This is a genomic window from Hyphomonas sp. ske169, from assembly GCF_056850855.1.
In genome coordinates, this window is the sequence record NZ_CP096146.1 from 1,742,937 (window position 1) to 1,769,936 (window position 27,000).

At 56.7% G+C, this 27,000-nt stretch carries 22 protein-coding genes; 15 read left to right on the plus strand and 7 right to left on the minus strand.

Features of this window, described 5'->3' with window-relative positions:
* The first annotated feature begins 83 nt into the window (after positions 1–83).
* Genes MY069_RS08415 through MY069_RS08425 form a run of 3 tightly spaced genes read left to right on the plus strand, consistent with a single transcriptional unit; the run spans position 84 to position 3,594 of the window.
* Complete coding sequence (locus MY069_RS08415; protein ID WP_482796632.1) at positions 84–1,619, plus strand: exopolysaccharide biosynthesis polyprenyl glycosylphosphotransferase; 1,536 nt, start codon at positions 84–86, stop codon at positions 1,617–1,619.
* On the plus strand, positions 1,619–2,623 hold the full coding sequence (locus MY069_RS08420) for a glycosyltransferase family 2 protein (protein WP_482796633.1): 1,005 nt from the start codon (positions 1,619–1,621) through the stop codon (positions 2,621–2,623). The genes MY069_RS08415 and MY069_RS08420 overlap by 1 nt, the downstream gene beginning before the upstream one ends.
* The gene (locus tag MY069_RS08425; protein WP_482796634.1) at positions 2,620–3,594 is read left to right on the plus strand and encodes a glycosyltransferase family 2 protein; all 975 of its coding nucleotides are present in this window, start codon (positions 2,620–2,622) and stop codon (positions 3,592–3,594) included. Before MY069_RS08420 ends, MY069_RS08425 begins: the two co-directional genes overlap by 4 nt.
* Here the strand turns inward: MY069_RS08425 and MY069_RS08430 are convergent.
* The 3 genes from MY069_RS08430 to MY069_RS08440 form a co-directional block, all read right to left on the minus strand.
* A complete protein-coding gene (locus MY069_RS08430) occupies positions 3,545–4,855 on the minus strand; it encodes an O-antigen ligase family protein (protein WP_482796635.1) in 1,311 nt (436 codons plus the stop codon). The two genes, MY069_RS08425 and MY069_RS08430, sit on opposite strands and share 50 nt — an antisense overlap.
* Positions 4,824–5,516 (minus strand): P-loop NTPase family protein, encoded by a 693-nt coding sequence (locus MY069_RS08435; RefSeq protein ID WP_482796636.1) that lies wholly within the window; start codon positions 5,514–5,516, stop codon positions 4,824–4,826. The genes MY069_RS08430 and MY069_RS08435 overlap by 32 nt, the downstream gene beginning before the upstream one ends.
* Positions 5,517–5,589: 73 nt before the next feature.
* Positions 5,590–7,101, minus strand: coding sequence for a GumC family protein (locus MY069_RS08440; protein ID WP_482796637.1), 1,512 nt, complete (start codon positions 7,099–7,101; stop codon positions 5,590–5,592).
* A gap of 110 nt (positions 7,102–7,211) precedes the next feature.
* On the opposite strand from MY069_RS08440, the gene MY069_RS08445 reads away from it, so the two are divergent.
* The 6 genes from MY069_RS08445 (at position 7,212) to clpB (ending at position 15,011) form a co-directional block, all read left to right on the plus strand.
* On the plus strand, positions 7,212–7,913 hold the full coding sequence (locus MY069_RS08445; protein WP_482796638.1) for a polysaccharide biosynthesis/export family protein: 702 nt from the start codon (positions 7,212–7,214) through the stop codon (positions 7,911–7,913).
* Between the two features lie 74 nt (positions 7,914–7,987).
* Positions 7,988–8,452, plus strand: coding sequence for a peptidylprolyl isomerase (locus tag MY069_RS08450; RefSeq protein ID WP_482796639.1), 465 nt, complete (start codon positions 7,988–7,990; stop codon positions 8,450–8,452).
* 29 nt (positions 8,453–8,481) lie between these two features.
* Complete coding sequence (locus tag MY069_RS08455) at positions 8,482–10,086, plus strand: stimulus-sensing domain-containing protein (protein ID WP_482796640.1); 1,605 nt, start codon at positions 8,482–8,484, stop codon at positions 10,084–10,086.
* 178 nt (positions 10,087–10,264) lie between these two features.
* On the plus strand, positions 10,265–10,789 hold the full coding sequence (locus MY069_RS08460; protein ID WP_482796641.1) for a CarD family transcriptional regulator: 525 nt from the start codon (positions 10,265–10,267) through the stop codon (positions 10,787–10,789).
* A 541-nt stretch (positions 10,790–11,330) separates the two neighbouring features.
* Positions 11,331–12,218 (plus strand): RNA polymerase factor sigma-32, encoded by an 888-nt coding sequence (locus MY069_RS08465; protein WP_482796642.1) that lies wholly within the window; start codon positions 11,331–11,333, stop codon positions 12,216–12,218.
* A gap of 171 nt (positions 12,219–12,389) precedes the next feature.
* Positions 12,390–15,011: an ATP-dependent chaperone ClpB gene (gene clpB, locus MY069_RS08470; protein WP_482796643.1), complete on the plus strand. Its 2,622-nt coding sequence runs from the start codon at positions 12,390–12,392 to the stop codon at positions 15,009–15,011.
* A gap of 55 nt (positions 15,012–15,066) precedes the next feature.
* Here the strand turns inward: clpB and MY069_RS08475 are convergent, their stop codons facing one another.
* Entirely contained in the window at positions 15,067–16,398 is a 1,332-nt protein-coding gene (locus MY069_RS08475; protein WP_482796644.1) for a peptidoglycan DD-metalloendopeptidase family protein, read from the minus strand.
* A gap of 187 nt (positions 16,399–16,585) precedes the next feature.
* Here MY069_RS08475 and MY069_RS08480 point away from each other — a divergent pair, with 187 nt between their 5' ends.
* The 5 genes from MY069_RS08480 (at position 16,586) to rlmN (ending at position 20,125) form a co-directional block, all read left to right on the plus strand.
* The gene (locus MY069_RS08480; protein WP_482796645.1) at positions 16,586–16,864 is read left to right on the plus strand and encodes a hypothetical protein; all 279 of its coding nucleotides are present in this window, start codon (positions 16,586–16,588) and stop codon (positions 16,862–16,864) included.
* A 61-nt stretch (positions 16,865–16,925) separates the two neighbouring features.
* Entirely contained in the window at positions 16,926–17,567 is a 642-nt protein-coding gene (locus MY069_RS08485; protein WP_482796646.1) for a histidine phosphotransferase family protein, read from the plus strand.
* A 59-nt stretch (positions 17,568–17,626) separates the two neighbouring features.
* Positions 17,627–17,992: a response regulator gene (locus tag MY069_RS08490; RefSeq protein WP_482796647.1), complete on the plus strand. Its 366-nt coding sequence runs from the start codon at positions 17,627–17,629 to the stop codon at positions 17,990–17,992.
* Positions 17,993–18,053: 61 nt separating this feature from the next.
* Entirely contained in the window at positions 18,054–18,893 is an 840-nt protein-coding gene (locus tag MY069_RS08495; RefSeq protein WP_482796648.1) for a CheR family methyltransferase, read from the plus strand.
* Between the two features lie 77 nt (positions 18,894–18,970).
* Positions 18,971–20,125, plus strand: a complete 1,155-nt coding sequence (gene rlmN / locus MY069_RS08500; RefSeq protein ID WP_482796649.1) for a dual-specificity RNA methyltransferase RlmN — start codon at positions 18,971–18,973, stop codon at positions 20,123–20,125.
* A gap of 242 nt (positions 20,126–20,367) precedes the next feature.
* On the opposite strand, the gene MY069_RS08505 is transcribed toward rlmN, so the two are convergent.
* Both MY069_RS08505 and MY069_RS08510 read right to left on the minus strand, forming a co-directional pair.
* Positions 20,368–22,083 (minus strand): N-acyl-D-amino-acid deacylase family protein, encoded by a 1,716-nt coding sequence (locus MY069_RS08505; protein WP_482796650.1) that lies wholly within the window; start codon positions 22,081–22,083, stop codon positions 20,368–20,370.
* 72 nt (positions 22,084–22,155) lie between these two features.
* A complete protein-coding gene (locus MY069_RS08510) occupies positions 22,156–23,352 on the minus strand; it encodes an FAD-dependent oxidoreductase (RefSeq protein WP_482796651.1) in 1,197 nt (398 codons plus the stop codon).
* A gap of 63 nt (positions 23,353–23,415) precedes the next feature.
* Here MY069_RS08510 and MY069_RS08515 point away from each other — a divergent pair, with 63 nt between their 5' ends.
* Positions 23,416–25,068, plus strand: coding sequence for an NAD+ synthase (locus MY069_RS08515; RefSeq protein ID WP_482796693.1), 1,653 nt, complete (start codon positions 23,416–23,418; stop codon positions 25,066–25,068).
* 133 nt (positions 25,069–25,201) lie between these two features.
* Here MY069_RS08515 and MY069_RS08520 read toward each other — a convergent pair whose 3' ends face one another.
* Positions 25,202–26,998 (minus strand): tetratricopeptide repeat protein, encoded by a 1,797-nt coding sequence (locus tag MY069_RS08520; RefSeq protein WP_482796652.1) that lies wholly within the window; start codon positions 26,996–26,998, stop codon positions 25,202–25,204.
* Positions 26,999–27,000 lie beyond the last annotated feature (2 nt).

The window sequence follows — 27,000 nt, forward strand, 5'->3', positions numbered from 1 at the left end:
AATTGCATCAAATTTACCAAAGGGGCGAAGGTTAATCTTGATCTTGTTATGCAAGATTGAGATTGCGCACACAGGGTAGTTGAATGTCGACGGGTCTATCACAGGAAGCTGAAGTTCTGGCGCCGAGCCAAAAACCAGCCCCTATTTCTGGTTCCAAACAGCTCGGAACCCCAGCAAATGATGCAGTTGACGTCACATCAGCGCAGCTGCCGACGCGGCGTATTCCATTTCGCGTAGCTGGCCTCCGCGTGGCGCTAAGATGGTTTGACATGGCCATTGCAAGTCTAATTACGGTTTATGTTTTGCTCCAATCCGGAATCGGACTGCTATCAGCGACCCTGTATCAAATTCTACCATTTTTGCTGATTCCAGTGAGCGCATCATGGGCGTTGCGCGCGGTCGCGGCCTACCGGCTGCGCCTCAATCAACAGATCTTAGATCATCTAATCGCCGTTGCGTACGGACTAGGGTTCGCGCTCATCGGCCTGACGCTCATCGCACATTGGCTCTATCCCATCGAACTGTCGCATCGGGTCACACAAGCGACCTATGCGACCTGGGTAGCGGTTACGTGTTTGCACATCATTTTCAACGTGCTGGGCCGCCAAATGAGCCGCGCTGGGTGGATCAGTGAGAATGTTGTGATCGTTGGCGCCACGCCAAACGCGCACAGGATGATTGCCCGCAACGCAAAAACCCGTGAGCTTAACATTGTCGGCGTTTTCGATGATCGCTTATCGCGCGCGCCGCGCTCGATTGGCGATGCTCCGCTCTTGGGGCGCCTCGATGATTTACTCGCTTGGGAGCGTTTGCCAGAGATTGATCGCATCGTTGTCACAGTGACATCTGATGCGCGTGATCGCGTGAAAGTCCTGATTGATCGCCTGCGGGTCTTGCCGCAACGGGTCGTGCTTTTGCTCGACCTTGAAGGCTTTGACCCAGAGACAGAAAGCCTGGCCAAGATCGCGCACTCCCCGGCCGCTTACGTCTCAGGCAGCCCGCACGATGCCCGCCGCGCGATTTCAAAGCGCCTGTTTGATTTCGGTTTCGCTAGCCTGATGTTGCTCGCTTTCAGCCCGCTTTTTCTGATCCTCTCAATTGCCATCAAGCTTGAGAGCAGAGGCCCTGTGCTGTTTCGCCAAAAGCGGCACGGCTTTAACAATCAAATCATCAAAGTTTGGAAGTTTCGGTCAATGCGCGACGACCCAGACGCAGCTGAACGCATTTCGCAACAAACTTTGGCTGATGATCCTCGCATTACGCGAATCGGCCGGTTTATCCGCCAAACCTCGATTGATGAGCTCCCGCAACTCGTCAATGTCCTGAAAGGCGAGATGTCGATTGTCGGTCCACGGCCGCATGCGGTTGGTATGACCACAGAAGAACAAGCTGTTCAGGGCATCGTCGGCGATTACGCTCACCGCCACCGGGCCAAACCTGGCATCACTGGCTGGGCGCAGATCAATGGCTCACGGGGGCCTGTCCACACCAAAGAATTGGTGCGCGAGCGGGTGCGGTTGGACATGGAATATGTCAACCGGTCTTCGCTCTGGTTAGATCTCTATATCATGCTGATGACCGTCCCACGCTTGTTGGGAGATGCGAAAAAACTGCGTTAATGATGACTAAGTTAAGCCCCTCTCTTGATGTGAAGTGCAGGCCTGCTGCGCAGGATCACCTTCCCGTCGGCAAGACCGATGCGAGGGAAGATGTGTTCACCAATTCCAAGTCTGGTGAGGCGCAGATTTCGATTTGCGTTCCAACGTGGAAAGACAGCGCGGATGCTCTGCTCTGCCGCCTTGCCCGTCTCGACGGAGCGGATCAATGCACGCTGTTGATTTTTGACGATGGCTCAGTTGATGCAGATCTGACCAGCCAGCTGGCCCGGCATGTGATGCGCTTTCCGGGGCCCGCGCGATTAATCAGCGCGCCAAAAAATGTCGGGCGCAGTCATGCCCGCAATCGATTGAAAGCGCTGGCGGAGTCAAAATGGATCCTATTCCTCGACGCCGATATGCTGCCGGATGATGACCGGTTTTTGACGAACTATTTGGACGCGATTCAAACTCAGACCGAACCTGCTTTGGTCGCTGGCGGTTTTAGCCTCCGAAACGTCCGTCCAACAATCGAAACGGATCTGCACGCGGCCCAATCGTCTGCATCTGAATGCCTTGATGCCAAAGCTCGCGCCGAAGCGCCTGGCCGGTACGTATTCACCTCTAACATTCTCGCGCACCGCAATATCTTAGACACGATCGAATTTGATCCTGGCTTTACAGGTTGGGGCTGGGAGGATGTTGATTGGGGTCTGCGCGTGGTGGCGAACTACCCGGTCATACATATCGACAATACTGCCACCCATCTCGGCTTAGATCCGGACGCGACACTGATCGAAAAATACGCAAGCTCTGCAGAGAATTTCGCCCGACTGATTGCACGCCATCCGGACGAGATGGCATCGACGCCGCTCTATCGGCTGGCCCGCACCTTGAGCCAATTTCCAGGCCGCGCTTTGCTTGAAACCTTTTCCCTCAAGCTCGCAAAGTTTCGTGCTGCGCCTATCAAAGCCAGGCTGTTCGGACTGAAACTTTATCGCGCATCCGTTTATGGGGCGCATCTATGATCAGCGTCGTCGTTCCAACGTTTGACCGCCCAAATGGCCTGCTCGCCGCGGTGCGAAGCTTGTTCGAGCAGACTTATGCCGCGAATGGGTTTCGATTAATCATTGTCGATAATACGCCAACCGCAACCGCCTCGGACGCACTGGCCCAATTGGTCAGGGAATGCCCCGATGACATCGATCTCGTCGCCTTACACGAACCCGAGCCAGGTGTTGCGAATGCGCGTAATGCGGCGATGCAAGTCGTCGACACCGACCTCGTGGCGTTTTTGGATGATGACCAAACTGCACCGCAAGATTGGCTGCAATCGATCTTAGAGAATTATCGAGCCTTTCCAGCTGCCGTTACCTTCGGCCCCGTGCAAACTGTTTTGCCGGAAGGCCAAAGACGGCATCAGGCCTATTTCGAACATTTCTTTGCTCGCGAGCCCGACCTGGCCAGCGGATTTACGCACGCGTCCTTTGGCTGCGGAAACGCGCTCATCGACTTTGCGCAAATCCCCGGTGGAGCGCCCTGGTTTGATGTCAAAATGAATGAAAGCGGCGGTGAGGATGATATCCTGTTCGGACGCGTCCGACAGGCGAAAGCTCGTTTTGCCTGGGCCGCTGAAGCGCCGGTTTGGGAGCACCCCCTGCCCGCTCGCGTTTCGCTACGCTACACGCTGCTTCGAGCTTTCTCTTATGGACAAGCGCCGATCACTCTAGAGCGGTTTCGCAACCGAAACCGGCCGGATATTATCGCCAAGTGGATGGTGATCGGGGCTGGAAAAGCCGCCTTCCACGGGATGCAATGGCTTGGCCTTAGCCTGATCCGGCATCCAGGGCGCGCGTTCCAATTGGACAAAGCGGTCCGCGGCATCTCCAAAATATTCTGGTGGGTTGATTTTCGCTTCTATGGCGCCGCCGCCCTTAAACAGAAATCGCCTAAGTCTGTGCCAGCCCCTGAGGCTGCAGACTTGCTCGAGCAGGCTTGATCAAGATCAAGCCTTTCGGACGCCGCGTCAGTTTGGCGGCAATCGCCACATAGATCAGCCAGATCAGCGAGTTTTGCTGAAGCGACGCGCTTTCCGACAGATTGAACAAGAAAAACTGCGCACAGAAGGCCAGCGCGAAAACGCCCGTCCACAGATTTACCGATGTCAAAGCCGCCCGCCAAAGGGTCATCAAAAAATCGAGCACCAGAAACGCCAACCCGACCAATCCAAGCGCCAGAGTGACTTCGAACCAGCCATTATGGGCGGTAGGTGCATCCCATTGCAGAGTCTCGCGAACCCAATTGCCCGGATTGCTGCCATCATCCCAAAATGCACCATAGCCATAACCAAGGGCGGGGCGCTGAGAGATATAGTCGGTCAAGACGATCCAAATGTCCGTACGGCCTGTAAGTGTCAGGTCTCGGCCCAGCAATTGCACGACCAAGTCGGGCGCTAGCAGCAAAATCCCGAGCCCGGCGCCGCCCATAATCGCAGCGCTCCAGGTCAGCACCAATCCTGTCGCCATGCCGCGCTTCATCACCATCGCGGCACCAAGAATGCCTAGTCCGATGAGCAAACCCAACAGAGACGTCACCGAAGTCGTGAGCAGGACCAATAAGATACTGAGCACCAAAACGCCTACCCAAACGCGCCGATACGGCCGGTCCATAATAATCAGGAAGGCCGCGACCAGGGCGGCCCGCGCCATGTGCCCGCCCAGCTGGTTCTTTTCATAGAACAGGCCTTTCCAGGCGCCACCATGAACCTCGAAGTCGCGTCCAAATGAGGGTGACACCGCACCAGTGACAAAGCTTGCCACCGCTACAATCAACCAGGTGATCGCGAGCGCTCGCAACAGCGTCCGCCAAGAGTATCGCGTGCCGACGAAAAGGCCCGCGGCGGTGGTCATTACAATTGCGAGACTTCGCCGCTGGGTAAGGCCCGGATCAATCGACCACATGAACGACAAGGCGCAAACCATCATCAGAGCCATCAAAAAAGGAAGACGCAAACACGTTTCAGCGAACGCTTTGGCTTTCCAAACCAGGCCGATAAAGGTGATCCCGTAGACCGGGAGCCAGAGCAATCGCAGCAGCGCCGAGCCGTCCGAGCTACCGCCCGAAGACACCAATCGCGGCAGAATGCCTTCGCTGAAGATAAGCAAAAGACCAATGAGAAACGCGAACTCATAGCGGCTGACCGGGGTCTCAGCGGTCTGTGCAGCAGGGTTAGGCGCTGAAGCGGTTGGCGAACCGTGCATCGGCTTTCACCCTGTTTAGGACGGCGCCAAGCACGCGGCCTTGCCGGGCCTCTAGTTCACTGCGAGCGCTCTCCACCTCGGCGGGCGTGGTGTGGTCGGCGGCGACCACAAGCGCGATCCCATCTGCCATTCGCGCCATAGTAAGCGCCGCGGACGAGTGCGATAAAGCTGGCGCATCGATTACAATCCAGCCAGCAATCTGCTGCACCGCTTGCCACCAATCTGGCGAGTCTCGCAGGCTTACGGTTTCGCCCGCCGACAGGCGTTCGCCCCGAAACCGCGTGACGAGCACTGGCAGGCCTTCAATCTCGTTAGCGGTCAGCAGCCGATCGTGTTGCCCCGCTTTGGCGCTTGGGCTGACACGATAGATTGGCGTCTGTTTAAGCGAGGCATCATAGGCGCGACCCGGTTTGCCGACGTCCCGCGCAAAGCCCTCTTTAAAAGCCTTGAATTGCGGATTGCCGCGCAAATCCAAATCGACCAACCAAACGGGTTTCTCCGACCGGCGCGCCGCCATACAGGCAAAGCTAGCGGCCATGCTCGACACACCCTCTCCGCGCAGCGCGGAGGTGAACATCAAGATGCGGGCCGTGTCTGCCGAAGCGCCTAAACGCATCGCAGATCGCCAAACTGGATCGAGTTCTTCACGAAGATCGCGCATCAAGCACCTGAGCTCAAACTGATGGATTAAGACGTATCATAGTCATGGTTAACGTTCTTTTCCGCACCCGATTCTAGGACCGGCTGACCATGCCCAAGACCGGGATCCCCAAGGTTTGTTGCAAAGAGTTTGGGGTTGCGAAGCCGCGGCGCGTAAACGCCCGAAACAGCCCAACCAACAAAGCGGTGAAGCCGGCAAATAGGAGCGCCAAAGCCGCAACTGGTGCTTTAAGGCTGCTGCCCTTAATCGGCACCGTCGCTGGTTCAGTGACTTTCACGCTATCGGCTTCTTGCGTGGCCAGGCCCGCCACCGTGTCTTCTCTCTGCTCCCGCTCGGCGACATTGCGGACACTCGCTTCGATCAGATCACGGTTGCGCAGAAGCTCATTCCATTCGGGCTCTAACGCTGTGAAGCGATTGATTTTGTCCTGGACCGCTTGCAGCTGACGTTCGAGTTCCACGCGCTGGCGATCAAGCGAGTCGACCTCAGCTTCGGCCGTATTCAGAGACGATTCGAGCGCTTGATACGTAGGATTGGGACCGCGACGGACGGTTCCGACGGGCGCACTCTGCTGGTCTAAAAACGCGCGGAGCTCGGCAATTTGGCGATCGATGGCTTGGACACGCCGGCTTTCTGGCGTGTAATTGACGAGCGCTTGATTGCGCTCAATCTCAAGCTCCCGGAGGCGTTGCGCACTTGAGTCTTCGACATATAAATCGAGTTCTGGGTTGGTGGTGCCAAGTTGCGTCCGCGTACGAGACAACTGACCTTGCGCCGCGCTGCGTCTCGACTGGACATTGAACAATTCGTTGGAGATGGCCGAATAGAGGGTCTGCGCGGTTGAGCGCTCGCTCGCGAAGTCTCCGATACTGTTCTCTCGCAAGAATTCAGCGATCGCTGCTTCAGCCTCTAAGAGCTCGCCTTCAAAGCGTTTGCGCTCAGCGCGAAGCTGATCGACTGGGCGACTACCAAACAATTCGGCCCGTCTTTGCAGATAGCTCGCCATCGCAGCATTGAGAATTTCCGCCGCCGCGCGCGGGTCTTCATGCTTAAACCCCACAGAGATGATGTTCGAGTTCGGCGAAGCGTCCGCGGTAAATCCATCTTGAAGCGCGTCGACGCCTTTTTGAAAATACTCAAACTCAATTGCCCCGGCCTCGTCGGCGCTGCTTTGTGCGAGCTCTTTGTCGCGCGCCTCTGCGAGTTTCGGATAGATCCGGTCCAGCGGGAAGCGCGACAGGGTCCGTTCCGCGACCAGCTGAGTTTGTAAGATTTGCAGCTCGCCTTGGATGACCTCTTGAAGGCCTGGGCCAGTGTCAAAATTTGCATCGTTCAGAACAGAGCTTGCCCGAACCTCGTCGCCGGATGTGACATAGAGCGAGGAATGGGACTCATAGGTTTTCGGCATCTGAAAGGCGAAAAACAGCCCTGCGGCAAAGATCGGCAATCCGACCAGCATCATCAGCCATTTCGCCCGCCAAAGCTGAAGGATCAAATCGACATAGCCCAGCCGTGGACGCGCAGGCACAATGGCCGCTTCCGCCGGCAAAATGCCGGAAGGTCCCCAGTCAGTTATGTCGTTCATTCCTATAGGCTCCAAGCGCCAATTCGAACAACTTGTTCCTATTCGATTGATACTTCCTTAAACATTAACACCGACGATTTAGTTGAGTTTTTTAGGACTTAAGGTGAGTCATGAAACGCCTACTTGGTCTCTCTCTCATCCCTCTTTTTCTATCCGCGTGCCAGATGAAGGCGCCGGTCGAATCGGCTGTCTTCCCGCAAAAGGAGTGGCGACATGAAGATGGCGCCGATGCGTTTTACCTGTTGGCGCCTGGCGACCAGCTTGAAGTGATTGTCCACACCGCCCCGGAGCTGACGCGCACGGTCACAGTCGGACCCGACGGCTTGTTTCGGATGCCTTACTCCCCGCCAATCGTAGCCGCTGCGCGTACCGTCGATGAAGTCCGCGATGGCGTTCAAACCGCGATGGCGAGAGAGTTAAATGATCCCGACATTGATGTGCTTTTAACCGGCACGCAGTCGCAACGCATTTTTGTCGGCGGCGACGTTGCTGCGCCTGGCATGTTTGATATGCCCGGCCAAATCGACCCGCTTCAGGCCATCATTATGGCCGGCGGGGTCACCGAAACCGGCAATGCCCGCACCGTGGTGCTGATGCGCCGGATGCCGGGCGGCGAGGTCAAGTCAGCGGTGTTCGATCTGAAAGCGGGCGTTTATGATCCGAGCCTTGCCGATTGGTCGCCTTTGCGCCGGTTCGACGTCGTCTATGTCACCCGCAAAGCGATTGCTGATCAAAACCTGTTTGTGCGCCAATATATTCGCGACGCACTGCCCATCGATTTCTCGCTATTCTACGATATCCGCGGGCAATAACCGCTAATCGGGCCTTTTAACTGCCACACGAAGCACTTATGCGGGATTGAAACCGATAATAGGAGCTTCTCGCTATGGCTGATGCCGAAAACACGATCCTGATGGAAACCTCAAAAGGGAGCGTCAAGATTGAACTGCGCCCCGATCTCGCCCCTGGCCATTGCGACCGAATTCGCGAACTGGCCCGTGAGGGTTTTTATGACGGCATCATTTTTCACCGCGTGATTGACGGATTCATGGCGCAAGTCGGCTGCCCAAACGGCACTGGCATGGGCGGGTCTGACAAACCGAACCTGCAGGCCGAGTTTAACGCTGAACCGCATGTTCGCGGCATTTGTTCAATGGCGCGGACCAATCAACCGCACAGCGCCAACAGCCAATTCTTCATCTGCTTTGACGATGCTGGCTTCCTTGACAATCAATACACCGTCTGGGGCCAAGTCACCCAAGGCATGGACGTCATCGATCAGCTGGCAAAGGGCGAACCGCCGCGCAATCCAGATTCCATTGTCTCTATGAAAGTTGCTGCAGACGGCTAAGGTTCAGCTTCGGTAGACGAGACTGGGACATGGCGGCAACGCGAAACAGACGCAGTTTTCGAGCCTGGGGCGGGCGTTTGCTCGGCTCCAGGATCGCGCGTCTGATCTTTGCGTCCAACCTCGCTGGGCTAATCATTCTGATCATCGGCGCGATGGTCTTAAACGAGATGCGGGCAAGTTTCGTCGTCTCAAAGAAACAAGATCTGATTGGCCAAGCCCAGCTTTTGGCCAACCTGATTGGCGATGAAGCCGCTTATGGCGAACCGCAACCGATCTTAGATGATACGCTGGCCAAGGACGCGATTGCGTCGCTGTCTCTGCCGCAAACCATGCGCGGCAAGATTTACAGCACAGACGGAATTTTGGTTGGCGACAGCTATTTTCTATCTGACCGGGTAATTGTCGAAAACCTGCCGCCTTTACAAGATCCCGATCGGCTGACGGTCTGGAGCAAGAGCCTGTCCGAATGGGCGGTCTCCGTGCTTGGGTCCTTCCGCCCCTCTGAGGGCGAAGATGCGGTGCGCACGCTGACTTTTGAAGAAGAGTTTGCGGAGGCACTCATCGGCAATGAAGCCGCCAGCCAACGCTTCAATGATCGCGGGCAGCGAATCATTTCGGTCTCTCTCCCGATCCAGCACGTCTCAGCGGTGGTGGGCGTTTTGACGCTTGAATCTAATGATATTGACGCGATTATTCGGGCCGAGCGGACGGCTTTGGTGCCGTTCATTGCGGTCGCAATCCTGGTCGCTTTGATCACGTCAGCACTCCTCACAATCGGGATTGCCAACCCGCTGCGAAAATTGGCCAGCGAAGCCGACAAAATCAGGGGCGGGTCCAGCAACAAGTTGAACCTGGAACGCATTTCAAAGCGCCATGACGAAATTGGCCATTTGGCCCAATCAGTCGAGGCAATGACGGAAGCGCTGTTCGAGCGGATTACGGCGAATGAATCCTTTGCGGCGGATGTCGCGCATGAGCTTAAAAACCCGCTCACCTCTATTCGCTCCGCCGTTGAAACTGCCGAGATGGTGCAAGATGACCCCGTCGCGCTCGAAAAGCTGCGAAAAGTCATCGCCCAGGACGTTCAGCGCCTTGATCGCCTGATCACGGATATTTCCAACGCCTCGCGCTTAGAGGCGGAATATACGCGGATCCCGACAGAGCGGCTCGATATTTCGCGCTTTGTCCGAGATATTATCCGCACCTATGAAGGCCTGGAACACCAGCGCAATGTCAGCGTCACGTTTAAGGACGCGACCATGGATGCGGGTCTCACCGTGCGCGGCCGGGAAGGACCGCTGGGCCAAGTACTGCGCAACCTAATCGACAATGCACGCTCATTCTCTCCGGAAGGAGATTCAGTCACTGTGACGCTGGAACAAGGCCGCCAAGGCCCGCAAACCACGGCGCGAATCTTGGTCGAAGACAATGGTCCGGGCATCCCTGCTGACAAGCTCGAAAAGATCTTTGAGCGGTTCTATACCGATCGACCCGAAGGGGCAGCGTTTGGCAACAATTCCGGGCTTGGCCTGTCGATTGTCGCGCAGATTGTCGCCAGCCATATGGGGACGGTCATCGCAGAAAATCGGCAGTCCGGCGGCGCGCGATTTACGGTTGAAATGCCTGCCAGCTAGCGATTTCGGGGAAAATTCCCAAATCTAAATGAGAATTTAAGGCGCCTATTGAGAATAGGATCGGTTTATGCTATAGAAAATCTTCATAACACCATATCCGAGCCATGCTTATGTCGGCAATTGACGAGAATTCTCGCCGGCAACGTGGCTCGTTTGCGTAGAAGAAGAGGTTCCCCATATGGCAACAGCAGATGCGGCAACGAAGCTAGATTTCGAAGCAGGTCAGAAAATTGTGTACCCCGCCCACGGCGTTGGCACCGTTACAGCGATTGAGCAGCAGCAAGTCGCCGGCATGACCTTGGAAGTCTATGTTGTCTCGTTTGATCAGGACAAAATGATCCTGCGCGTGCCGACCAATCGTGCGATTGCGTCAGGAATGCGCGCCTTAGCAGGCTCTAAACTGGTCGACGATGCCCTAAAAACACTCGGCGGCAAGGCGCGTATCAAACGCACCATGTGGTCGCGCCGGGCCCAAGAATATGAAGCCAAGATCAATTCTGGCGACCTGATCTCAATCGCGGAAGTCGTACGCGACCTGCACCGAATGGAAGATCAGCCAGAGCAATCTTATTCTGAGCGTCAGCTTTATGAGAGCGCGCTGGATCGCATGGCACGCGAGCTGGCGGCCGTCGAAAGCATCGACCATGCCGTGGCGATGGATCGTTTGGCTGAATCGCTTGCGAAAAAGAAAAAAGCCGCCTGAAAGGGCGAGCCGGAAAGCGGCGCAGAGACTTAACCAAAACCCCGCCCGAAACGGCGGGGTTTTTTTGTTTGGGGGGAGTGAGCGAACGGTCCCACGATAGGCCCTCATCCTGAGCGAAGTCGAAGGATGAAGGGCCGTGCTTCCGGGCGCTTGCGGTGCGCCCGCCTCGTCCTTCGACTTCGCTCAGGATGAGGCTCATAGACTGCACCAACCGTGCGCGCCACCCTCGGCAGCCGCAGGATGTCTGAGGGTCCATCTCGAACCTTGTTCTCACGCCGCACCTGTCGGAAATGGATCCTCAGACCGCTGCGCGGTCGAGGATGACGCTGATGAATGATCTAGGTGTGTCCCCTCCGACACCGAAAACGGACGAAAGTACGCCTGTTAATGCTCTCTGTTGGGGCGCCCACCAAAAGCCATTCACCCGTTTGTTTCTCCGCTTTTAGAGCGCTCAAAAATTTTTCAAGACTTTTTTTGATCCATGCGCGGAAAGGTCTCGTAAACATCTATGAACACACCCTTAACGGGTTTGGGAGGTGACATGGCGTCGATAAGTCAGAACGGTGGTAATCCAGATCGCAGCTTTGTTCGCAAAGCCATGAAAGCGCCTATGCTTGAGGCAGAACATGAGCTCAATCTCGCGCGGCGATGGCGTGATCATGAGGATGAACGCGCCCTCCACGAATTGACCACGGCCTATATGCGGCTGGTCATCTCAATGGCCTCGAAATTTCGCCATTACGGCCTGCCGCTCGCTGACCTGGTGCAAGAAGGCAATGTCGGTCTGATGCAAGCCGCGGCCCGGTTTGAGCCTTCCCGTGAAGTTCGCTTCTCTACTTATGCCGCCTGGTGGATTCGTTCTTCAATTCAGGACTATGTCTTGCGCAATTGGTCCATCGTCCGAACCGGGACAACCGCGGCGCAAAAATCGCTGTTTTTCAATCTCCGCCGCTTGCGCGCGAAAATTGATGATACCGGCGACGCGATCATGACAGCTGAGAATAAGAAATGGGTGTCTGAACATCTCGGCGTGCCGGAGCGCGATGTTGAGAGCATGGCTTCTCGCCTTTCGGCCTCAGATCGTTCGCTTAACGCCCCACTCGCCGTCGATGGCGACGCGCAATGGCAAGATCTCCTGCCAGATGAAAGCGCCACGCCGGATCAGCAAGTGATGGAAGAGCGCGACAATGAGAAACGCAAAGAGTGGATCGCCGAAGCGCTGCAAGTGCTGAATGAGCGCGAGACGCTGATCATTTCTGAGCGCCGCCTCACGGATGATAGTGTGACCTTAGAAGTGCTCGGTAAGCGGCTTGGCATCTCGAAGGAGCGCGTGCGCCAGATTGAGCACCAAGCGTTGAACAAGCTGCGCAAGACGCTGACCAAGATGGTAGGCGATCCAGAAAAATCGGGACTCATCCCCGCGACTTAATCGGCTTTATCAGATCCTGATGGACGGGTTCGCATGTTTACCGCTTGCGAACCCGTTTTCGCATTCCCACATGAGATCCGAACGGGTCGCTGCTGAGCGGGGCCCAAACAAAAACCTTCGTCCGTGCAACCTGGTTGGCGGACCCTGATCTGCCTTTGAAAGGGGACGGTAATGAATTTCGAAACCTATACCGAACGCGCGCAAAGCGTGCTGCAAGCGGCCCAAACCGCGGCCCTTGCCAATTCCAACCAACTTTTCCTGCCTGAGCACATTCTCAAAGCCATGCTTGAGGATCGCGACCAGCTGGCGGTGAATCTTATTCGCGCGGCAGGCGGTCAGCCTGAACGCGTCGCGCAAATGCTCGATGCCGCTTTAGGCGCGATCCCGAAAGTCAGCGGCGGGCAAGGCGGTCTACGCCTCGACCAAAGCACCGCCAAGCTCTTCGCAGAGGCCGAAGCCGGCGCCAAGAAAGCCGGCGACAGTTTCATCACGGTCGAGCGCATGCTGATTGCGCTGGCCGGGCTCAAGAAAAGCAAAGCAGCTGAGGCGCTGGCCCAAGCCGGCGTCACGCCAAGCCTCCTCGAAGCGGCTGTCACCCAGCTCCGCCAAGGCCGGACTGCGGATAGCGCAAATGCTGAAGAAGGCTATGAGGCGCTCAAAAAATATACCCGCGATCTGACCGCGGATGCGCGCTCGGGGAAACTCGATCCGGTGATTGGCCGTGACGAGGAAATCCGCCGAGCAATCCAAGTTCTATCGCGCCGGACGAAAAACAATCCCGTGCTGATCGGTGAGCCTGGCGTCGGTAAAACCGCGATTGCGGAAGGCCTGGCGCTGCGAATCGTGAACGGGGACGTGCCCGAAAGTCTCAAAGACAAACGTCTGCTTGCTTTGGACATGGGCGCACTGATCGCGGGTGCGAAATTCCGAGGCGAGTTTGAAGAGCGGCTCAAAGCGGTTCTCAAAGAAGTCGAGCAGGCTGAAGGCGGCATCGTTCTATTCATTGACGAGATGCATACGCTGGTTGGCGCGGGCAAAACCGATGGCGCGATGGATGCCTCGAACTTGATTAAGCCTGCATTGGCGCGCGGTGAGCTGCACTGTCTGGGCGCGACGACGCTCGACGAGTATCGCAAATATGTTGAAGGCGATGCCGCTTTGGCACGCCGGTTCATGGCGGTGTTCGTCGATGAGCCGACGGTCGAAGACACCATCTCGATCTTGCGCGGCCTCAAGGGCCGGTATGAGGCCCACCACGGCGTGCGGGTGAGCGACAGCGCGATTGTGTCGGCCGCGACATTGTCCAATCGCTATATCACCGATCGCTTTTTACCCGATAAAGCCATCGACTTGATGGATGAGGCCGCCTCGCGCCTCCGCATGCAAGTCGATTCCAAACCGGAAGAATTGGATGAAATCGATCGGCGGCTGCTGCAGCTAAAAATCGAAGCTGAAGCCCTGAAAAAGGAAAAGGATGACGCCTCGGTCGATCGCCTCAAGACGATCGAAGGTGAGATTGGCGAGCTGCAAACCAAATCTGATGAGCTGACCACCGCTTGGGCGGCAGAGAAGGACAAACTCAAAGGCGCAGCCTCTGCCAAAGAAGAATTGGATCGGGCGTATGCCGAAATGGCTGAGGCACAGCGCGTCGGCGACCTGCAAACCGCTTCCGAGCTAAAATTCTCCACCATTCCAGAATTGGAGAAACGCATCGCCGATGTCGAAGGCAGCGAAGAAGCAAGCGACGATGGCAGCCTCGTCTCCGAAGTAGTCCGTCCAGATCACATTGCGAGCGTCGTCAGCAAGTGGACTGGTATTCCAGTCGACAAAATGCTGGAAGGCGAGCGCGAAAAGCTGCTCCGCATGGAAGATGCGCTGCGAGCACGGGTCGTCGGCCAAGAGGATGCGCTGCAAGCGGTCTCGAACGCCGTGCGCCGCGCACGGGCAGGTCTTCAAGATCCGAACCGACCGATTGGGTCCTTCTTATTTGTCGGCCCAACGGGTGTCGGTAAAACCGAGCTGACCAAGGCCCTGGCAGAATTCTTGTTCGATGATGACAGCGCGGTGTTGCGCCTCGACATGTCTGAGTTTCAGGAGAAGCATTCCGTCGCACGTCTGATCGGCGCGCCTCCGGGCTATGTCGGCTATGATGAGGGCGGCGTTTTGACCGAAGCGGTTCGGCGGCGGCCTTATCAAGTTGTGCTGTTCGATGAAGTTGAAAAGGCGCATCCCGACCTGTTCAACACGCTGCTGCAAGTGCTCGATGATGGGCGCCTGACAGATGGCCAGGGCCGAACGGTGGACTTTAAGAACACAGTCGTGATCATGACGTCCAACCTTGGCGCCGATGCGATTGCGAGTGGTGATGAAGGCGAGCTGAGCCCAGCGCAACGCGAAGCGGTCTCAACCGCAATCCGGGCTCATTTCCGACCTGAATTCATCAACCGAATTGATGAAACGGTCTTCTTCCAACGCCTCGGACGCGGCGAAATCGATCATATTGTCGATATCCAAATCGCTCGTCTTGGCAGCTTGCTGAAAGATCGGAAAATGTCAGTCGAGCTCAGCGAGGCAGCGCGGCAATGGCTCGCGGATCGCGGCTATGATCCGGTTTATGGTGCACGTCCTTTGAAACGTGTGATCCAAAAGGAGCTGCAAGATCCGCTGGCGAGATTGCTGCTCGAAGGCCGTATCCATGACGGCGAGACGATCAAAGTCGATGCCGAGGCTGATAGCCTCACCCTCAATGGCGTGCCGAATGATTTCGCCAAAGGTGCCGCAGCATTGAACTAGAGAGTTCTATATAGCTCAAACCAAAAGCCCGTCCGCGCGAGCGAGGCGGGCTTTTCTATGGTGCAGGCGGAGCAGCTGCGGCGGTTAGAATACCTGGCACAGGCGGCTCTTCTGCCATCCGTATCTCGTCGATCCGGTCGCGTTCGATTTCAAACTCGGCAAGAATTTCTGGATCCATAGCAAGCTTGCGCCCGGTTGGCAGCTTGAGCCGCATCGCATCGACAGGTTTGCCATTCTTGTAGACTTCATAATGCAGGTGCGGGCCGGTTGAGGCCCCGGTAGAGCCGACATAACCGATCGTCTCACCTTGGCGCACGCGGCGGCCACTGCGCATACCGCGAGCATAGCGCGAGAGATGGGCATAGGCCGTTTTATAGCCTTTCGAGTGACGGATACGGATATAATGGCCGTAGCCGCCATACCGGCTGGCGCGCTCGACCACGCCATTCCCAGCCGCATAGATTGGCGTGCCAGTTGGCGCCGCGAAATCGGTGCCTTTGTGTAGTCTCGTATAGCCGCTGATGGGATGACGGCGTTTGCCAAATCGCGACGAAAGCCGCGCGCCATTGATTGGCGTTTTCATCAAGAATTTGGTGGAACTCTCGCCATTGGCTTGGAAATAGTCAGTGATGTTTTCGTCCGGCGTGGTGAAACGATAGAATGACTTATTCACTGCTTTGCCGTTCAGGGCCGCATATAAAACCTCGCCGCGACGAATGACATTGCCGCGCTCATCGGTCATCACATTGAAGACCATTTCGAACGCGTCGCCGGGATGAACTTCGCGCTGGAAATCCAAATCATAAGCAAAGACTTGCGCGAAATCGACGACTTGCTGATCCTCAGCGCCGAGCAGTTGAGCGTCTTGATAGAGGCTTGTTTCGATACTGCCTTTAACGATCATTGGTTGCGGGATCAGGCGCGCGTCCAATGCCATCGCTTTGTATTCGCCGTCTGGCATCCGCTTAGCGAGCAAGCGCCGGCTCGCATCTAGTTCGATACTGACCGCGTTCAGCGTGTCGTCTGCGACATGCGCCGTCAGCTGCATTCCCGGCAAAGCCCGACGTGCATCGAGCAAATCAGACGAGGTCAAACTGTATAGCGCGCGGTGCCCATCATTATTGGGCAGGTCCAAACGATTGATCACATCAGAAAGCGTTTCGCGGCGCTTCAACTTGGCTGTACGCACATCCAGCGGCTCGGCAATGCCAAAATCTTCAGGCTCGATGGCGATGGACGCCAGACTGGGCGGAATCTCTGGCTCAACCTCAGCTTCAATCGTTTCCGGGGTTTGCATATCGAGGACATAGACGGTCGTTGCAGACAGACCAACCAAAGCGCCAATGGCGACAAGGCTTCGCATTCCAGCTGACATCGATTTTAACACTCGGCTTACTCCCGCACCGGGGCAATTCCCGTCGCAATTGAATCTTCTTGGCCAGTTTCGTTCAAGAATTGTGCCGTTAAAGACTTAATAACCTGTAGCACACGCTGGCAAGCAATTGGACGCCCGCATAGATTTAAATTCAGTCATGATCGATTGTGCGACGCGGCGCCTCCCGCCGCGAGACAAAATGCCGATAGACATCAAGCCGCCAACCTTTAGATCCGAAGAGATGAAATCAACTTTGCTCCTCATCCTCGCCGCGATCATTGGCCTTGCAGCGACGTTTTGGGCGGTCGCCACCATGTGGAGCGATCTTGGTGTGAATATGAGTCTGCATGGCTGGATCGCGTACGGCTTAGGCGTCGTTATGAGCCTCGCGCTGGCGGGTGGATTGTTCTTCCTCACCTTCAAAAGTGCGCGTGACGGATATGATGAAATCGATCGCCCTGAAGACCTGAATGATTAGACACGTCAAATCCCCGCGAATCGGTTAGACACATCTCTTATCGGTCTATTGGGGTTTTGAGATGATTGAACCATCCCGTCTCGCAGCATTCATTGCATCGCGTATCTGTCATGATTTGATTTCACCGGTTGCGTCGGTGAATTCGGCCTTAGAGCTGATGGAAGAACCCGGCGATGCCGACATGAAAGCCCAGGCAGAGCAGCTCTTGCACAATGGCGCAGAAGCTGCTGGCGCGCGCATTCAGCTGCTCCGTTATGCGTTTGGCTCAGCCGGCCTCTCCGACACAGCTGCGGATCGGCATGAAGTCCGCAAAATCGTCGACGGGTTCATGAAAAGCCACAAACCAAGTGTCGAGTGGAATATCGATACTGAACATTTTAGCTGCGGACATGCGCGCGTATTGATGAATTTGCTGATCATGGCGACCTCTTCAATCCCGCGCGGCGGAGTTGTCACCCTATCGGTCGCCAATGATGAACGAGGATTGAAAGTCGCTGCCGATGCCAAAGGCCCCCGCGCGCGCCTATCGGCCTTCACTGAAACAGTGCTCGCCGGCGGCACCCCAGAGGAGGGTTGGTCCGCGCACACGATCCAGCCTCTGTTCGCGAAAATGGTTGCAAGTGACCTGGGCGGCGAGATCACGGCTACGGCAGCCGAAGAACATGTCAGCTTCGTCGCCCATAGCATGCGGGCCGCTGGATAAGACTCTGTTAAGCAGTTTCAACCCATAGTCTGAGCGGTTGCAACTTAAACGGGTCTGTCATGAAACACTGCTTGATTGTCGACGATTCACGCGTCGTGCGCACTGTTGCGGGGCGGATAATTCAAGACCTATCCTTCACGGTTTCAGAGGCCGCACATGGCGCGGAAGCGCTTGAAATGTGCCGTAAAGACATGCCGGACGCTATTCTGCTCGATTGGAATATGCCGGTTATGAATGGCCTGGATTTCTTGCGCGCGCTCCGCCGAGAGGATCACGGCAAAGACCCAGTGGTTGTGTTTTGCACGAACGAAAACGATTCCGAACATATCAGTGAGGCGATCCGAGCTGGCGCGAACGAGTATATTATGAAGCCGTTCGATGCCGAGATTGTCGAAAGCAAATTTGCAGAAGTTGGCCTGGTCTGAAGGTATTTCTTAATAAAATGGCGCTTTTTGGTAACTTTTAGCCCCTGGGGGATGCAGACGCATGCAGGAAGCCACATTTAATGAGCTTGCAGACCTAGCGCTGCGAAACAGTGGTCAGCACTTTGCGCCAACCAAATCCTATTTGATGGATGCCCGTCTTAGCAACATTTCGCGCCGTGAGAGTTTTGCGACCCTGGATGATCTGGTTCAATGCCTCAAGGCGCGCCCTAATCCACGGTTTGAACAAGAGGTCGCGGCCGCGCTGACCAGTAAGAAAACCTGCTTCTTCAGCGAACGTGATGTGATCGAGCAAATCGTCACGCATGCCCTGCCAAAACGGTTAGAATTGTCCAAATCTGGAAAACTGAGAGTCTGGTGCGCCGGCGTCTCAACCGGCCAGGAAGCTTGGTCGCTGGCCATGCGGCTGCGCGAAGAAGTTGGATCCGCGCTTGCAAGCGCGCAAGTCGAGATCATCGGCTCAGACTTGTCGACCGACTGTATCGAAGCGGCAAAACGCGGCGTCTATGGCCACTTTCAAGTTCAAAAAGGCCTTTCAATTCATCGCCTTCTGACCAATTTCAATCGTCACGATAATGGCGAATGGGAAATCAAAGACGAGCTGCGCGACACGGTATTCTTCCGACGTCAGAACCTCTTAAACCCTGCCTCTGATCTTGGCGGTTTTGATGTGGTTCTGTGCAGCAACGTGGTCGGCGGTTTGGCCAAACCCGCTCAACGCCAAGTGCTCGAAACCCTGAGCAAGCAAATGCTCCCCGACGCCTATCTTTTCTTCGGCGCCGATGAATCGGTTGAAGGGGTTTCAGACGTGATCAAGCCGTCTCGGAACATGCGCGGGGCGTTCGAGAAACAGGCCGTCAAAGATAAAGTGGCTGTCGCTTAAGCGACCCAAATCTTGCAATCATTCAAAACTGAGCCCGAATGGGTGCATTTCGCGGTCCCCTCTGATATAGGCGCGGCATGAAAATCGAGCTTGATCTCTCCAAACGCGCTGATGCCGCCATTGCCCAGAAATCGCTGGCGGGTCTGTCTTTGCCTGCCTTGAAAGCGGAGATGGAAACGCTTGGTCTCGCTCCGAAAGTGGCTGGCATGCGCGCGAAACAGATCCGCCGCTGGGCCCACCATATGGGCTGCCAGGATTTTATGGCGATGACCGATGTCGCCAAGGATTTGCGCGAGACTCTGGCTGCGAAATATACGCTCGACCGGCCTGACATTGCCGATCATCAAGTCTCAATCGATGGCACGCAAAAATGGCTAGTTCGGTTTCAACCTGGCGTCGAGGGCGAGAGTGTCTTCATTCCCGATGTTAGCAAATCCGGCGCGCTCTGTGTTTCGAGCCAAGTCGGCTGTACACTGAATTGCACCTTCTGCCATACCGGCACGCAAAAGCTCGTACGTAATCTGACGGCGCAGGAAATCGTTTCGCAAGTCATGATTGCGCGCGATGGAATCAGCGAATGGCCTGCCAGTATGGAAAACCGGCGGCTGACCAATATTGTCTTCATGGGCATGGGCGAGCCGCTCTATAATCTCGACAATGTCGCTGAAGCGATCGACACGATTAGCGATGGTCACGGCATTGCCATTGGCCGTCGCAGGATCACTGTTTCCACGGCGGGTGTCGCTCCGAAAATTCCTGAACTCGGCGCCCGCACCGGCGCCATGCTTGCGATTTCGCTACACGCGGTCCGCGATGATCTGCGCAATGAGATCGTGCCGATCAATCGCAAATACGATCTGCAAACGCTGTTCGACGCGATCCGCGCTTATCCTGAGCTCAACAACTCAAAGCGCGTGACGTTTGAATATGTCATGCTGAAAGGCGTGAATGACAGCCTCGCCGAAGCCCGCGACCTGGTGAAATTACTGCGCGGTGTGCCAGCTAAGATCAATCTCATCCCGTTCAATCCCTGGCCGGGCAGCCCTTATGAATGCTCAGATTGGGAAACGATTGAAGCCTTTGCCGAAGTGGTCAATCGCGCCGGTTATGCGAGCCCGATCCGGACCCCGCGCGGCCGCGATATCTTTGCCGCGTGTGGCCAGCTCCGGTCTGAAAGCGTCAAGAAATCAGCCGCTGAGAAACGCCGCGAGGCCTTAGAGCAAGCGGACTAACAGTCCTCATCCTGAGCGAAGTCGAAGGATGTTTTGCGAGCCCGTCCCGGAGTCATCCTTCGACTTCGCTCAGGATGAGGCAATTATGGATCATGTGTTTTTCAGGCGCTTGTAGCCGATGCACCCATGTTCCGCACTCCTGACGAAAGTCAGGACCTATGGCGGTGGAGTACATATTCGATTCGTCTACGCAGCCGCCATGGATGCCAACTTTCGTTGGCAAAGCGGATGATCTGGAGCGGTTAAAGCGCCTGCGCCCCGCGCACCAATCGCCCTGGCTTTGCCCCTGTCGCCTCACCGCCACGCTGAATGATCTCACCCGCGACCAGCGTCGCCTCATAGCCATCCGCTTTCTGCATTAAGCGCCGTCCTCCCGCGGGCAAATCATGCACGATATAGGGCGCGTGAAGGGTTAACCGATCAAAGTCGATCACATTGAGATCCGCCCGATAGCCCGGCGCTAAGACCCCGCGATCTTTCAGCCCAACCCACGCAGCTGTGTCGTGGCTTTGGCGCTTGATCAGGAATTCTAGCGGCAAGGTTTCCCCCCGTGACCGATCCCGTCCCCAATGCGTCAGCAGCGTGGTTGGGAAAGACCCGTCGCAAATCATTCCAACATGCGCGCCGCCATCAGAGAGGCCCGGCAGGCTGGCCGGGCTTTCCAGCATTGTCTTGACCGGATCCAAACTGCCTTGGGCATAGTTCAAGAAAGGCAGATAGAGCATGCCCCTGCCCTCGTCTGCGAGCATTAGATCGAGCGCGACCCCTTCCGGCGTCGTGCCGCGCGTTTTCGCAATCGCGGCAACGGTTTTGTCTTCGGTCGGCTCATAATCCGGCGGATCGCCCAGCACGAACATTTTGCCAAAGCTGCGTAGGATCGATTTCACGAATGGGTTCTCGGCATCCGGCTCGTCATTCAACAAACGCTCCCGAAAAGCTGGATCGCGCAATGCTGCTAAGCGCGCTTCGAAAGGCTCATTCGCGATCGTCTGATAGACCGGATGCCCCGAGAATGGATTGAGCGTGAGCTCTAGTCCGAGCAAGAGCCCGACGGGGCGCGGCCCAACTTGCGCGCGCATCTCTAGCCCCGCGGCTTTCGCCGCTTCAATCTCACCCAGCAAGAGCTTCCATCCTTCAGGCGCAACATCGGCCTGGGCCAAGGACACAGAGAGCGGGCGGCCCGATTGTTCAACAATCCGGCGGAGCATGGCGGCTTCTTTTTGCGGGTCATTAAAGTCGGAGACAAATTGTAATACGCCTTTGCCCGCCTCACCGAGCGCGTTGGCAATTCCGGTGAGTTCTGCTTCAGATGCTGTGAGGGTCGGCGTTGGCTGACCATCAGAGGTGCGATGGTTCAGCGTGCGTGACGTTGAAAAGCCCAAAGCGCCGGCTTCAACGGCTGACTTGGCCAAAGCCGCCATCGCCCCAATATCCTCTTCGGTCGCATCTTCGCGATTGGCGCCGCGGTCGCCCATCACATAGACGCGGAGCGCGGCATGCGGCAGCTGAGCCCCAACATCAATGTCGAACGGACGCTCTGTGAGACTATCGAGATAATCCGGGAAACTCTCCCAATTCCATGGCAATCCTTCGGCCAAGACTGGAAATGGAATGTCCTCCACACCCTCCATCAGGCGAATGAGACGGTCATGGTCATGACTGCGCACCGGCGCGAAGCCGACACCGCAATTGCCCATGATCGCGGTGGTGACGCCGTGATTGGACGAGGGCGACAGCGCGTCGCCCCAAGTCACTTGGCCATCATAATGCGTATGGATGTCGACAAAGCCCGGTGCGACGAGCTTGCCTTTGGCGTCGATCTCTTCCGCGCCCTGCCGCGAAACCTCACCGATATGGGCAATCTTGCCGTCTTGGATCGCAATATCCGCCTCGCGGCCCGGCGTGCCAGTGCCGTCAATGACAAAGCCATTTCGGATGACGATATCATGCTCGGACATAGCGACCTCCTGCGTGCTGCCCCCGAGTGTGCCAGCCCCCGGCCCGCTGTCAAACCTGTCGCCGGGAGAGCATTACCGCAGACCGAGGCGCTTGAGCGGAGCGCCAATCGATCCTGACACCATGGCGGCGAGCAAAGGCGGTGCAGGCCAAATCTTGCTGAGCGGCGCCGCCAGCCAATCGCGTAGCCAGGGCAGAATGCGGCTATCGCCTTGGTAGACGGGCGTGAAGAGCCAGGTCATGATCTGATAGAGGCGCACGTGGTCCCGGCGCAGGTTCAAATAGTGCTGCAGCGCCGCTGGCAGATCTGAAGACGCGCGCAAAGCCTCAGCCAGCGCCCAAGCATCAAGCAGCGCCATATTCGCCCCTTGGCCCAATTGCGGCGAGGCGGCGTGCCAAGCATCACCGATTCGCACCAATCTGCCTTCTACAGGAGTGCGAGCCGTGTGATGACGGTAGCGCGCAAAGGTCAGATCATCATGCGTTTGAAAGTGCGTCATCAGCCGCTCTGTTTCCGGCCAAAGGGCGATCGCGTCTTGTTTCCACGCGTCCAATGGCGCCGCGCGCCAGCCCGCTTCTTGATCGCCGCGGATCGACCAAAAATAGGTCAGCGTTTCAGGTCCATCTTGAGACAATCGCCCAGACGGCATGACACCCGTCATTTGATGCGCGGCGCGATAGCGTTGTTCCAAAGCCGTCGCATCAAAATCGCTGTCTTTCGGCCAGGGCAGCGTCGCCCAAAGCGCGCCATATGGCAGATCCACACCCCTCTCGCTCGGCGTCAGCGTCGACCGCGCGCCATGGGCGTAGACCACAAGATCCAGGCCGGAAATACGCGCTCCGCTGTCCAGCACGATGGACGGCGCCGACGGGTCTGCAGTCGCGACAGGCGCGTCTAAGACAAGCTCCGTGCCAGCATCCTTCGCCGCCCTTAAGAGCGCCTCAAAGATCAATCCACGTTGCACGCCAAGACCATAGAGCTCCGGCTTCCATTTGGCGTATCGCACATCGAGCACGGGGCGTTGCGAGGGTGTTGTCAGGCCCCAAAGCCGCTCAATCCGCGTCCCGAGCGCATCTATGTCTGCCCGCAAACCCAGCTGGTCCAACACCGCCAACCCGGTCTGTTGCAACATTAGACCCGACCCGATTGGTTTCGGCTCGGCAAACCGGTCGAAGACGCGCACGCGATGCCCATCACGCGCCAACAAGCTGGCGAGCGCCAGACCACCAATGCCAGCGCCAACAATGCCGATATCTCGCGCTTGGCTCATTTCCGCACCATGCGTCGCCGTGTGGTGATTGTCACCAAGACAAAAACTTCCTACCTGAAGCGCATGACTCAATCGCTCAAAATGCTCGTTGCTCAGCTCAATCCTGTGGTGGGAGACATTAAAGGAAACAAAGCCTTAACTGAGGCCGCCCTCGAAGAGGCCAAAGCCAAAGGCGCTGACCTTGTCGTCCTGTCAGAGCTGTTCATACTCGGCTATCCAGCCGAGGACCTGGTGCTGAAACCGGCAGCGGTCGAGCACTCGATGGCGGCGATTGAAGCGCTGAAAGCCCAGACCAAAGATGGGCCGGCCTTGCTCATTGGCTCACCATGGGCCGAAGATGGAAAGCTGTTTAACTCAGTTCTCCTGCTCCAAGAGGGCGAGATCCGGCTGCGCTATGACAAGCGTGAACTGCCCAATTATGGCGTGTTCGATGAGAAGCGGATCTTTGATCCTGGCGAGGGCGATCACACCCTTGTCGAGATGCACGGCGTCAAAGTCGGCATCGCGATTTGCGAAGACATTTGGTATTCGCGCGTCCCAGCCGCTCTGCACGAAGCAGGCGCTGAGGTTCTACTGGTGCCGAATGCCTCGCCGTGGCGACGGACCGTCAATGTCGAGCGCCACACAACCTTCTCCGCCTGGGCTAAGACCGGCGTGCCATATTTGTTCGTGAACCAGATGGGCGGCCAGGATGAGCTGGTCTTTGATGGCGCGTCTTATGCGGTCGACTTTGACGGCACCGAGCATCAATTGCTTGGCGATTTCGTCACCGGCACTGCAATTGTAACCTTTGATGGTGCGAGCCACCGTTTCGTGCCCGCCGATGAGCCGGCCAAGCTGACCACTGGCTGGGAAGCTGAATATCGCGCTGCGACGCTGGCGCTCGGCGATTATGTCAACAAGAACCGTTTTCCAGGCGTCGTGCTTGGGCTTTCGGGCGGGATTGATAGCGCGCTGACCGCTGCGATGGCCGTCGATGCGCTCGGGCCAGACCGGGTCTGGTGCGTGATGATGCCGAGCAAATATACCAGCTCTGATAGTCTCGAAGACGCCAAAGCCTGCGCCGAAGCGCTCGGTGTGCGCTATGACACTATCAATATCGCGCCAGGCGTCGGCGCGCTCGATGAGATGCTTGGCGACGCCTTCGCAGAGACTGAGCCCGACACAACCGAAGAGAATATCCAATCGCGCCTGCGCGGGCTCACGCTCATGGCGCTGTCGAACAAGTTTGGACATATGGTTGTCACGACCGGCAATAAGTCAGAAATGGCGGTCGGCTATGCGACGCTTTATGGCGATATGTGCGGCGGCTATAATGCCTTGAAAGATTTCTACAAAACTGAAGTTTTCGCCCTCTCACGTTGGCGCAATACCGGCGTGCCTCTGGGCGCGCTCGGCCCTGGCGGAGAAGTGATCCCGGAGCGGATCATCACCAAACCGCCAAGCGCAGAGCTGCGCGAAAACCAAAAAGACGAAGACTCGCTCCCGCCTTATGATGTGTTGGATGACATCCTGCGCGGCCTGGTTGATGCCGAAGAAACGGTCGACGAGATCCTAGCCCGCGGCCATGACCGCGCCGTGGTCAAACGGATCGAACATTTGCTCTACATCGCCGAATACAAACGCCGCCAAGCGCCACCCGGCGTGAAAGTTGGCTCAAAGAATTTCGGGCGTGACAGGCGTTATCCGATCACGAATCGGTTTCGGGATGGGTAAGGGTTGGGCTTCGTTGCGAGCAATAGGAGACATAAGCTCTGCGGCTCAAGTCGCCCTAACAAGGACGTTCATGATAGTATATTTGGATCAAAAGCGGACCTTCGAGAGCAGCCTAATCTCCTGCGATGCTTTTTCATTCGCACATATAATCGCGGCCATCTGGCAGCGTTTCAATCGATCGGCATTGGGGCGGTAAGCCGTTTGTCCGCCAATAGGCCTCCAAACCCAGCTCATCCATCAGCCGGTAGCGGTCGGGTGATTGCAGGAATTCGGGGCGATGGTACAGCCACACAACCAAGTCCCAGCTTCGGCTATTGCTGACTGTGATGCGGGCATAGTCGCCAAAATTGTGCAGCAAATCGCCTGGCATTTCGTCGAGCGACTCCAAAAACTGAGCGAAAGGACCAAGCGCCGCCAGAAAATCTTGCAGCGCTTGATCCGGATCGTCCACGGGTTCGAAATAGGCGACTTTCATACGCTCTATGTCGATGCCGGGCGGCGACCCTTCTTCCATCAGGCCGACCGCCTCGTCCATCCGTCCATCTGCAGCCAAAACCAAGGCCACCATTCCCCGCAGCTGGCCGTTGCTTTCCGACAGATCGGCGCGCGTACGAAACAGCTCATACGCCTCTTCCAGTCGTCTCTGGAGAATGAGGTTGCGCACTAGCCAGCCGGCAGAAATCTCGTCTGCTGGGTCGAGCTCAAGCGCCTGGCGCAGATCGCGCTCGGCCTGTTCAAAATAACCGAGAGAAGTCAGATATTGGCCGCGCCAGCCGATCAGCACTGCCTCATTGGGATCCACAGCAAGACCGGCATCGATGCTGGCGAGCCAGACCGCGAAATCAGGTTTTCCGGATTCTTGTCCGACACCCGAAGAAATCGCGATCGCTAGCGGCAATTGATCATCAATCGCCAACGCGGCTTCGGCGGCCGCTTTGGACTTCGCCGGGAAGTCTTGCGGGTCTGGGTTTGCGAGAGAATATGCGGGGGCGACATTATAGGCGGCTGCGAGGGCTTCCCATGCACGGGCAAAGTCCGGGTCAAGCTCTGTCGCGAGTTGGAAGGAGGCAATAATGTCTGGAAGGGTCTCGCCGTTGCGCTGCGATAGCAAATCGCGCCCTTCAAGATACGCCTCATAGGCGCGCAGATTTTGCGTATCGGCAGCGGCCGCAAATCTGAGTGTGTTGGCGCGGCCAAGGTCCATCTGCTCACCAAGCTGACTCACAATGCCAGTGGCAATTTCGTCCTGAATTTGAAAAATACTCTCGACTGTGAGTTCGCGATCAAATGTTCCCGACCAAAGATGTTCGTCTGACCCTGCTTTAATCAGCTGTGCTGTTATCCGGACATTTTCGCCCGCCTTGCGGACCGACCCTTCGAGCACGTGCGCGACCCCCAACTCAACGGCAATCTCCGGGATGGAGACGTCGCTGCGGGTTTTGAATTGAAAAGCCGAAGTGCGCGACGCGACCTTCAACCCATCCACGCGCGACAGAACGTTGAGAATCTCTTCCGAGATGCCGTCGGAGAAAAAGTCTTGATCGCCTTCAGCCGAAAGGTCGGCGAAGGGCAGCACGGCGATTGAGGCAAGTTCGGGGTCTGTTGGAAGATTGCGCTCAGCAATTGTTTCCGGCTCCGCTTCAATGGCGGGCGCACGCTCATCTGGCGATCGCTCGCCACCCATAGTGGTTAACTGCCAGCCAATCAGTCCAGTGACGAGCGCAAGCCCGCCAATCACGACGAAATCGACGCCCCGCATGGCCTCTGAGTCTGCTTCCGCATCTGCGGACGTGCGTTTGACGCCTTCTGGTGTGATCTCGAACGCCCATGCCAGTAAGAGGGCAACCGGAAAGCCGAGCAACAGTGTTGAGACGATGACCGAGTCGAACCAGTTTGGCAGTTCGAGCGCAGTTTCTAGAATGACGGACACTT

Coding starts and splice junctions, on each gene's coding strand:
- MY069_RS08435 (WP_482796636.1), bottom strand. CDS start 5,516: ATGCGCGATCTTCGTGAAGAACTCGATCCAGTTTGGCGATCTGCGATG.
- MY069_RS08455 (WP_482796640.1), top strand. CDS start 8,482: ATGGCGGCAACGCGAAACAGACGCAGTTTTCGAGCCTGGGGCGGGCGT.
- clpB (WP_482796643.1), top strand. CDS start 12,390: ATGAATTTCGAAACCTATACCGAACGCGCGCAAAGCGTGCTGCAAGCG.
- MY069_RS08450 (WP_482796639.1), top strand. CDS start 7,988: ATGGCTGATGCCGAAAACACGATCCTGATGGAAACCTCAAAAGGGAGC.
- MY069_RS08460 (WP_482796641.1), top strand. CDS start 10,265: ATGGCAACAGCAGATGCGGCAACGAAGCTAGATTTCGAAGCAGGTCAG.
- MY069_RS08420 (WP_482796633.1), top strand. CDS start 1,619: ATGATGACTAAGTTAAGCCCCTCTCTTGATGTGAAGTGCAGGCCTGCT.
- MY069_RS08425 (WP_482796634.1), top strand. CDS start 2,620: ATGATCAGCGTCGTCGTTCCAACGTTTGACCGCCCAAATGGCCTGCTC.
- MY069_RS08485 (WP_482796646.1), top strand. CDS start 16,926: ATGATTGAACCATCCCGTCTCGCAGCATTCATTGCATCGCGTATCTGT.
- MY069_RS08515 (WP_482796693.1), top strand. CDS start 23,416: ATGACTCAATCGCTCAAAATGCTCGTTGCTCAGCTCAATCCTGTGGTG.
- MY069_RS08480 (WP_482796645.1), top strand. CDS start 16,586: ATGCCGATAGACATCAAGCCGCCAACCTTTAGATCCGAAGAGATGAAA.
- MY069_RS08415 (WP_482796632.1), top strand. CDS start 84: ATGTCGACGGGTCTATCACAGGAAGCTGAAGTTCTGGCGCCGAGCCAA.
- MY069_RS08505 (WP_482796650.1), bottom strand. CDS start 22,083: ATGTCCGAGCATGATATCGTCATCCGAAATGGCTTTGTCATTGACGGC.
- MY069_RS08465 (WP_482796642.1), top strand. CDS start 11,331: ATGGCGTCGATAAGTCAGAACGGTGGTAATCCAGATCGCAGCTTTGTT.
- rlmN (WP_482796649.1), top strand. CDS start 18,971: ATGAAAATCGAGCTTGATCTCTCCAAACGCGCTGATGCCGCCATTGCC.
- MY069_RS08495 (WP_482796648.1), top strand. CDS start 18,054: ATGCAGGAAGCCACATTTAATGAGCTTGCAGACCTAGCGCTGCGAAAC.
- MY069_RS08510 (WP_482796651.1), bottom strand. CDS start 23,352: ATGAGCCAAGCGCGAGATATCGGCATTGTTGGCGCTGGCATTGGTGGT.
- MY069_RS08445 (WP_482796638.1), top strand. CDS start 7,212: ATGAAACGCCTACTTGGTCTCTCTCTCATCCCTCTTTTTCTATCCGCG.
- MY069_RS08430 (WP_482796635.1), bottom strand. CDS start 4,855: ATGCACGGTTCGCCAACCGCTTCAGCGCCTAACCCTGCTGCACAGACC.
- MY069_RS08440 (WP_482796637.1), bottom strand. CDS start 7,101: ATGAACGACATAACTGACTGGGGACCTTCCGGCATTTTGCCGGCGGAA.
- MY069_RS08490 (WP_482796647.1), top strand. CDS start 17,627: ATGAAACACTGCTTGATTGTCGACGATTCACGCGTCGTGCGCACTGTT.